General features: G+C 61.7%; 5 protein-coding genes. All 5 read left to right on the forward strand.

The features are described from left to right. Window positions 1-1233 precede the first annotated feature (1233 nt). The 5 genes from DA085_RS20485 to DA085_RS20505 all read left to right on the forward strand — a co-directional run bounded on the left by DA085_RS20485 (window position 1234) and on the right by DA085_RS20505 (window position 9023). A complete protein-coding gene (locus tag DA085_RS20485) occupies window positions 1234-2358 on the forward strand; it encodes a DNA cytosine methyltransferase (RefSeq protein ID WP_202619350.1) in 1125 nt (374 codons plus the stop codon). A 341-nt stretch (window positions 2359-2699) separates the two neighbouring features. After that, entirely contained in the window at window positions 2700-3431 is a 732-nt protein-coding gene (locus DA085_RS20490) for a hypothetical protein (protein WP_202619351.1), read from the forward strand. Continuing rightward, entirely contained in the window at window positions 3428-4945 is a 1518-nt protein-coding gene (locus DA085_RS20495; protein WP_109474855.1) for a hypothetical protein, read from the forward strand. Before DA085_RS20490 ends, DA085_RS20495 begins: the two co-directional genes overlap by 4 nt. Then, window positions 4933-6636 (forward strand): nuclease-related domain-containing DEAD/DEAH box helicase, encoded by a 1704-nt coding sequence (locus tag DA085_RS20500; protein WP_109474856.1) that lies wholly within the window; start codon window positions 4933-4935, stop codon window positions 6634-6636. The genes DA085_RS20495 and DA085_RS20500 overlap by 13 nt, the downstream gene beginning before the upstream one ends. Further along, entirely contained in the window at window positions 6633-9023 is a 2391-nt protein-coding gene (locus DA085_RS20505; protein WP_202619352.1) for a hypothetical protein, read from the forward strand. Before DA085_RS20500 ends, DA085_RS20505 begins: the two co-directional genes overlap by 4 nt. The last annotated feature ends 81 nt before the right edge of the window (window positions 9024-9104 follow it).

Here is a 9104-nt window from a genome sequence, read left to right on the forward strand (position 1 = left end):
CAGCGAGGTCGGGAGATCTCCTACGCCCGCTCCCGAGAAATCGCCTATGCCCTCGCAACACCCTGCTCAACGACGTCCGTCGGTGGATCGAGGCTAAGCGGGTGCCCTCGACGCGGGACCGTGAGGGCCGCGAACACTCTCGAGGTTGCAATCGCCGGGCATTCCTCGCACCGCTAGTCGGCCAGGGTGTCGAAGAACTTGGCCGCCGGCACGAGTCGCTGGTGCCCGACTTAGCTGTCGGCTATGAACACCCACCGCTCACCTACCCGCGCATCCTTTAGGCGCAGGCCGAGGACCTCACTGTGCCGCAACAAACCCAGCAGCCTTGCTTGCACCATGATCCGGTCACACTTGGTGCGCAACGCCGCGAAAAGGCCTACCTCTGTGGGCTGAGCACCCGGGGCAGCGTCCACGGTGTCCCGGATCAATGGCATCCCGTCCTCGCAGCACGTTGCGGGTTGACAGGCCGCGTAGGACCGGTGTCGGTGATCCCGGCATCACCACGAGCGATCAGGTCGGGCGAACAGCCCAGCGATCGAGGACATCCCACGTTTCACTGCGCGGGCTGACATGCCGACCTCCAGCCTGACACCCGGGCCTGCGGCGAGGAGCCCGCTGGTGCTGCTTGAACGCCAACCCATCTCGAGCAGTGACCTGTGCCATTCTTCTTGCCGACCACGCTTAAGAAGATCTTGAGGTCGTAATTGGTCGCCGACAAAGTGTTGGTTCGTGCCCTAGTGGCGACGAACCGCAAGCCAGTCATCGACATCGGGCTGTCTCAGGGACTGGGCATCGGGCTGTCACAGGGACTGGGCCTCGCCCCGGTTCGCAGGTTCGAGCAGTCACTGGCATCTAGTCCATGGCCGAATCTCTCGCTGACAGCCCGAGGGCCTCGGGGCAGCGCCGGTCAGAACAGATCGCCCAAATATTCGTAGTCATGGACCTCCTCACCGCCAACAACGCCGTAGTCAGGCCTATCGTGACGTCGCCGACATCTGCGGGACGACGCACAGGACCGTCAGCGGGTCGGGCCACGGTGGCGTCCGGTCCGGGCGCCTCGCCCCGCCGACCTACGAGCCCATGCGCGGCCTCGTCGTCGAGAACCTCATAGCTCCACAGACCGGACGAGCGCCCATAGGTTCCTGCCCAAGGTCTGTGTCGTCAACCCCCCTCCCAAGGAATCACTTGGCTGCCTTAACCCAATACCTAGCTGATCGTCGCTATGGTGAGCGCGTGAGTAGTCCCGAACCGGCCCCGAAGGAACATGAGTCGCCGGAGCCCTTAGTCCGGCCGGACCAAGCAACGCGTTCAGCAACTGTAACGACAGACGTCCTGCCCAAGATCGTCAGCCTCTTCTCTGGTGCTGGGGGGCTGGACCTCGGTTTCCAGCGAGCAGGCTTCCCCCTGAGCTTCGCGGTCGACCTGTCGGCTTCAGCTATTCAGACTCACCGCCGAAACTTCAAGAGCACCGAGTCGATCGCGGCAGACCTTGTGGATCTTGGTCCCGAAGGAGTTCTTGATCATCTGGATCTGCTCCTAGAACCTGGGGAGCCTATAGGGGTGATCGGCGGGCCCCCGTGTCAGGGATTCTCCCGAGCAAACCCCAGATCAGCAGCGAGCGATCCTCGTAACCAGCTTCCGCTCCTGTACCTTCGGATCGTAGAAGCACTGCAGTTGAAGTACACCGTCGAGTTCGCACTCTTCGAGAACGTGCTTGGCATCCGTGACGCCAAGCATTCAGTCGCGTTCGGAGGCGTTCTCTCGAAGTTTCGGAAGATTGGACTTATCCCAGACGTCAACGAGTACTCGGCGCTTGACTTTGGGGTCGCGCAGACGCGCAATCGCGTCATCATTTCCGGCTTCCGGGATGACAGAGTTGCACGGAACTTCAAGCCCAAAAAGGTTGTGGCGACCGACCTTACGGTACGCGCCACAATCGGGTCACTTCCAGACCCGGCCTTCTTCTCTCGTGACCTCGATAAGTCTGCCATACCACATCACGAAAATCACTGGACCATGCGACCCCGATCCAAGCGATTCTCCCAGCCTGGAGGGGCAGATCGGGCAGGTCGGAGTTTCCGTCGGCTAAAGTGGGACGAACCGAGCCCAACAGTCGCCTATGGCCATCGAGAGATTCACATTCACCCAGAAGGTCGCCGACGCCTTAGCATCTACGAGGCCATGCTCCTTCAAGGATTCCCAAGTAGCTTTGTTCTTGAAGGGAACCTCTCCTCCCAGGTTGAGCAAGTCTCGAACGCAGTTCCACCCCCACTCGCGCAGTCCCTTGCGACCGCGATCAAAACCGCAATGCACCAAGGGTCCCAGCATTTTCACGACCGACATGGCACGGGCGCGTGAGTCTTGATGAGCACCTCATCTGGCCGTCTTACTTCACCGACCACCGCACCGCGCCTGATTCTGCCGAAAGCAGCCTCCGGGCTCCTCAGCGACATGAGATTCTTTAATCAATCTGAGCAGGCGAGTGGCAAGTGATGGAGAACGCTGCACGTCCACGCGTGGTTCTGGGGCTTGCCGATGAGCCGGGGCAGCCCCTTGCTCCCGCTCCATGGATCGGGGCATTCGTCGGTCTCGGGTCGCTACTCCGCAGATATTTGCCCAACCTGGACGGCCGTCAGTTGGTGCTCGCAATCTCCGTTCCGTGCCGAGATTACGTCGCGGCACTTATCGGCACGGGGTGGATGCTTTCCAGCACGGCACCGAAGCTGGCCGCGCCGATCGATGTGTTCCGGTCGGCGGACCGATCCAAATATATGCGTGCTGTCACGGACACGCTCATCTTGACGGGTGCATTCTCGTGGCTAGACGAGAACCGCCCTGACCCCCGTGTCCTTACGGGAGGAAGGCTGTTGCCTGTGGAACGCCACCGCGCTGTGGCCGAGCTCGATGCAGAAACGCCCACCGTTGTCGGAAGCGTGCCGACTCCCGGGTATCTAGGGAAGCTCACCGGATCAGCCGAGACGTGGTATGAACGGCTTGCCGCCCCACCCATGGACCTGGCGCTTGTCGGCACCTCCAAGTGGCTGCGCGAAGACCTCGACGCTCTAATCGGAAACAGTAACGAGGATGGCGGTGACAGGACCCCGCTTAGCGCGTACGTGCTGCCTTACGGCGAGCGAGTCGGCACCTGGTCGACACCGGTGATCCCGTCAGCCCGCCTGAGCGAAGGTGAGGCATTGCCTGAGTCGTGCACGACTGCGATCTTGGACCGCTACGGCGCATTCAAGTACCTAAACGACATCACGGTGCCGATCGTGGTCTGTGTCGTGGACCGCTCAATCGCCGACGAGTCGGATGCGGATACGATCATCGAAGCTCGCCTTAGTAACAGTCGGCCGATCTCTGTCGTGGCGGACCTGCACTGGACCCCGCCGGGCGCGGTTGAGGCCCTCGGATTCACGGTTTCTCTGTGAGCCGCATCCACGAAGTGATTCACCGGTACGCCACCGCTCGCGCTGTGGCCGAGCACGGCGTCTCCATCTTCGCCGTCGGTGACCCATCAGGTGCCCAGCTCAACGCCGCGATCCGCAGAACATTGTTCACGCTTGGGGACGAGCGAAGCGACGTCTGGACGGACCTGCTCCAAGCGGCAAATGCGCTGCGCTGGCGCAGGATGACCCAACCGCAGCCGAACTCCTACCAACCCGCCCAGGTCGAGATAGTCGAGGCAGTCCTGCGGCATACGAAACGCCTGCGTCATTTCGTAGGCGACGAGTCGTTGCTCGACCAACTCGCGGCTTCCGCGACGGCCGTGAGCGAGACCGACTCACCGTTGGGGCCTCTGTTGCTCGACTCGATTCGTGAAGTGGGGGAGAGCGCCTGCATAGTTGTGGCGACCAAGGGTTCAGCTCGGGCGGGACTCCAGGTGTGGCTCGACCAGGCGGGGGTGCCCGTTCTCGTTCCTGGTGAGCTTGGTCATCTCTCCGCCGGAACTGAGCAGAGCTATGTCATAGCTCCGCCCGCATTCGTTCCATCTTCGCTCATGACGGCGCCAGCCACGAGCGAGGTCACCTTCGTCATACCCGCCTGGTTCGGGAACCGGGCAGCGCCCTGTTCCAGTCTCGGCCCGCACGCCGAGGGCAGGATTGAGGTCAAGGCGGCGGTGTATGAGATTGGAGACACCACCGAGCCCCCGGAGACACTACCCAATGACACCGAAGTGATGGACACCTACTTCCCCCAACCGGTGTGGGACAGCCGCTTGTCTGCAGACCGTGAGCCAGCAAGTGACGAAGTCATGGCGTGGAAGGTGCTGCTCGGCGGTGGCTTAGCGCTGTGGCTGGATGACGGGGACCGGATCCGCTCCCTTGACCCGCGACAGCCCGAAGGCGATCGCGTCGGCTACACGTCGGTCTCGGACGTCACTCAGGGGACCTACCTAGTGCTGCGCGAAGGCGAGACGGAGCGGGGCGTCATGTATGACCAGGCGATGCGTGCCCTTGGGCCTCGGGCTGAAGGCATCTTGGCGACCCAGGAACGATGGAAGCGCGCCCTCCAACAGCGACTAGACCAGCGCGGCGTCCGGAGAGCGGCCGACGAACTGTTCGCCCTTGGCGTGCGCTCCGCTGGCCAAGTTCGCGCGTGGACCGAGGCACGGCTCATTTGCCCGCAGCGAGACACCGACTTCGCCTTGCTGCTGGAGTGGCTCGCCATGACTTCACAGCCGACCTACGACAATGCAATCACGCTGCGACGGGCGGTCCACAAAGCAAGCGCGGGACTCCGCAAAGAACTGGAGCTCGCCGTTAGCCAGGCCAACTTTCGAACACTGGAACGCGATGGGATTCTGCACCTTGACGTGTCCCACGAGGGTTTTCGTGGCATGATTGTCACTCGAGTGTTGGCGAGGTCACCGTTCACAGAGATTGTGACACGCTCCCAGGTTCGGTTACCGTTTAGCGATGTGAGTGCGCAGTGGCTCGACTGATCCCGGCCTTCTTTCCAGAGGATTCTGCGCCAGGCGAGCAATCCGTTTATCGTGCGCTGGCGAGCGCTAAGGACACCGAAAACTGGATTGTGCTGCACTCCCTCAACATCGCGGAGCATGTCCGAAACCCCGAGGGGGAGGCCGACTTCGTTGTAATCGCTCCTGGCATGGGCGTGTTAGTCATCGAAGTGAAGTCGCATGAGCAGATCGACTTCCGTGATGGTGCTTGGTATCTCGGTCGCCAGCCTCCGACGACTCGAGGACCCTTCAAGCAGGCCAGCGAAGCAATGCACTCAATCCGCAAGCGCCTGCAACGGAAGAAGATAGATCTGCGCTCACTGCCAACCTTGAGTGCTGTTTGGTTCACGGCTGTCCGCGCTCGGACCATGCTTAAGCCCACTCCCGAGTGGTCCAGTTGGCAAATAGTCGATTCCGAGGATCTGAAGCAAGACCCCGTCGGGGCCATTCGGCGTGTCTTCACCGGGGGTATCAAGCACCTTGACGACACATTCACCGGCTTCTCATACGGAGGCGTGGGGCCCGACGAAGCGACGGCGCATCAGATCGCGAGGGTCCTACGACCGAACTTCGAACTGGGAGTAGTCCCGGGCGATATGCGGTCGGCGCGCGAGCGCCAGTTGGTGCACTTCGTGGAGGAGCAATACTCCGCGCTCGATGCCATGGCCGACAATCATGCGGTCCTCTTCACCGGCCCTGCCGGTTCTGGCAAGACATTCCTCGCAATGGAGACAGCCCACCGGGAGATCGCGATGGGCAATCATGGTCGCCTCATATGTTACAACGGACTACTGGGTAAGCACCTTAGGAACGAAATGCCCGACGACCCTCGGCTACGTGTGGGCACCTTCCACCGGCAACTGCTGGAGCTCACAGGATTGCGGGCGCCGGCTAATGCCAACGACGTATTCTGGCGAAGCGAGTTGCCGGAGCGGGCACTCAACGTGCTACTGGACTCGAAGGACGAGCCTGCTGACTTCCTGATCATCGATGAGATCCAAGACCTACTCATCGAGCCTTACCTCGACGTTCTCGACCTGATGGTCCGAGGCGGGCTGGCGACTGGGCGGGTCCTATCCTTTGGCGACTTCGAGCGCCAAGCACTCTTTGATGATGGGCAAGGACGTGACTTGCTCAAAGCGCGTATGCCGCACCTGCCGTCACACCGCTTGACCATGAACTGCCGCAACTTGCCGCGGATTGGATATAGTGTGAACATTTTCAGCGGTCTCGTACCTGGCTACGAGAAATTCCGCCGCGATGACGATGGCACGAACCCGGTCTGGCTCAAGTATACGCGTGGTGACGACCAATCACCCCAGTTGCGCGAAGCAGTCCAGACGCTCCGCGAAGAGGGCTTCGACTTGGCTGAGATTGTTGTCCTAAGCCCGCTTAGCAAGAGCTCAACCGCGGCAATGACTAGCGATCGGTGGGTCAAGGGCCTATTAGTTCCCGCCGACGGACGGCCGCCCAAGAAGGGAAAGCTCCGCTACACCACCATCCAGGCGTTCAAGGGGTTGGAAGCTCCGGCCGTGATCGTAACGGATCTTGATCGCGATCTGGTACCGAACTTCGAGTCGATCTTGTACGTGGGTCTGACTCGGGCAACCGATCGGCTCTACGGGGTGGTCGAACGATCCACTGGGCTAGCTGGAGTGAAAGGGACACTATGAGCGGCGTTGAGGCACGCGAGGTTGTTGAGGCAGCCGTCCGGCGTGAACTTTTCGGGCCACCGCCAGGTGAAGCGCCAAACGGAGCACCACTGGACTGCTCAGGGCCGACCTGGACCTTTGCGACCAAGGACGAAGCTGCGGGGCAGTTCCACGACCGCGACACACTTGAGGAAGTCTTGACGCGCTCTGACCCGCTCCGCCGCTACGGGGTCGGCGTTCTCTACAGCGGGGGCACCTCGGGCGGCGCTCCGGAACCTGAGGATGTCGAGTCGGCGATCATCCCGGGCCTGGCTCAGAACGAGGACAACCCCGATCAGCCACCGGCTGAGCTTAGTCGGCACCCGAAGCAGGACGAAACCGACTCTGACGACTTCGACCTGTCTGATGCCAACCGCCGCAAGCCGTCAGCCATGGCCATTTCCTTCAAGGTGAGAGTGCCCAAGAATGGGGAGCTGCGTCTGCGCGTTACGGGCGCTTACTACGACCCGGTGAAGGTCACCGCTCCGGGCACACCGCAGCTCACGTGGTGGGTACGTCGACCGTTCACCCTTGACGCTGTGGTGACGGCTGAAGTGCTGCGTCGTGAGAGGAAGCGCACTCCCATCGCGACCACGCCGGTCATCGAAGAGCCGAAGCTTCCTCCGCGGATCAAGCCGGCTGTATCGGTGTTCACGCGACTGGTGCCGGCCGACCGAGACCCCGAACTCCGCCTCGTGACGATTGCGGTAGTCGATGACGTAGTTGGGACTGGACCCGGCAGCGCGTTCTTCCAAGTGGGCTTTACGGCCGTGGCTGCGGAAGGCCTTCGCATCGAGCCGTACCCGGAGGTTGTGCGATCCGACAGCGACGACGAGGAGGAGTCAATCGCGCTGCTCTATCGCCACCAGCGCACCTTCGCGATCGGGCACGGCTGCGCGGCGAAGTGGGACGAAGTTCAGGGGGCTGAGGACGACATCCCGACAGTTCCGAGCGTTTCCGCTGATGTTTTGCCGGCGTACGAGGTCACCAGTTTGACCCCTGATGTCTACGAAGAGCACGCAGATGGCAGCCGCACGTCAGTCAGCGTCAGCATGAAGGAGCTCGCTGCCGCCTCTGCGGAGGGCGACGCGCAGGTCGAGAAGGTTCTCGGGCTCTACGGTAAATGGATTGACGACCGTGCAGCCTCAATACCTGACCTCCCCTTTCGCCACCAGACGGCAGCTACGCGTCACGTCCGACTGTGCCGTGAGGCGCTCGAACGGATGAAAGAAGGCTGGTACCTCATCCAAAACGAGCCGCTCACTGCCCGTGCCTTCCGGTTGGCGAACTACGCTATGCTCTATCAACAGATTCGCTCGCGGTTGGACAAACGAAAGATCACCAAGGACAGCCAGGGTGTCTATCGGCCAGTCGGTCTACACCCCACTGCTGAGCCTGGCCCACGAGACGGCCGCTGGCGCGCCTTCCAAATCGCATTCATCCTAGCCAGCTTGCCGGAGCTTGTCGATTCGTCGCATCCTAGGCGCAAGCTTGTTGACCTGATCTTCTTCCCGACGGGGGGCGGTAAGACTGAAGCTTATCTAGGTGCCTCCGCAATCTCATTGCTCTCCCGCCGCTTACGGAATCCCGACGATGCCGGTACTGACACGCTCATGCGGTACACGCTGCGCCTACTCACGGCCCAGCAGTTTCTGCGCGCTTCCTCACTTATCTGTGTGTTGGAGGACCTCCGGTCGCGATCGGAGACTGAACTCGGTACCGCGCCCTTCGGAATTGGAGTTTGGCTCGGCAACGATTCAACGCCAAATAACTGGAGCAGTGCCGAACGCAGCCTCCGCCAACTGCGACGCGACTACTACGCTTCGAACCAGTTCCTCCTTCTCAAGTGCCCGTGGTGCGGCACAAGAATGGGGCCAATCCGACAGGCCAGGGGGCAGGACACCCCGGGCTACGTCTGGGCCGGTGGACGTTTCATCTTCCGCTGCGTCGATGAACAGTGTCGCTACAACGGTCGCGAGGGTCTCCCCGTGCACGTCGTCGACGAGGACATCTATGACTCCCTGCCTTCGATCGTCATCGGGACGGTTGACAAGTTCGCTACCATGGCTTGGCAGCCCGCGGCCGCCAGCCTGTTCGGCTTGGGCGCCAATGGAGACCGGCTCTTCTCTCCTCCGGGCTTGATCATTCAGGATGAGTTGCACCTCATCTCAGGTCCTCTGGGATCGATGGTCGGCCTCTATGAGCCTGTCATCGACGACCTGACCACCGATCACCGAGGTGAGACGCCGATCCCGGCAAAGATCATCGCCTCGACTGCTACGGTCCGAAGCTACGAAGACCAGATCAAGGGGCTTTTCGGGCGAACCGAGGTGGCGCTGTTCCCACCGCATGGCCTAGGAGACTGCTGAAGAATCCGCGTGGCGTGCGTTCGGCCTGAGCGCTGGCTGGGATCCTTGCGTGATGCAGGGTGAGGCGGATCGGCAGCGGGA

The organism is Ornithinimicrobium cavernae, from assembly GCF_003121625.1.
GTDB lineage: Bacteria > Actinomycetota > Actinomycetes > Actinomycetales > Dermatophilaceae > Ornithinicoccus > Ornithinicoccus cavernae.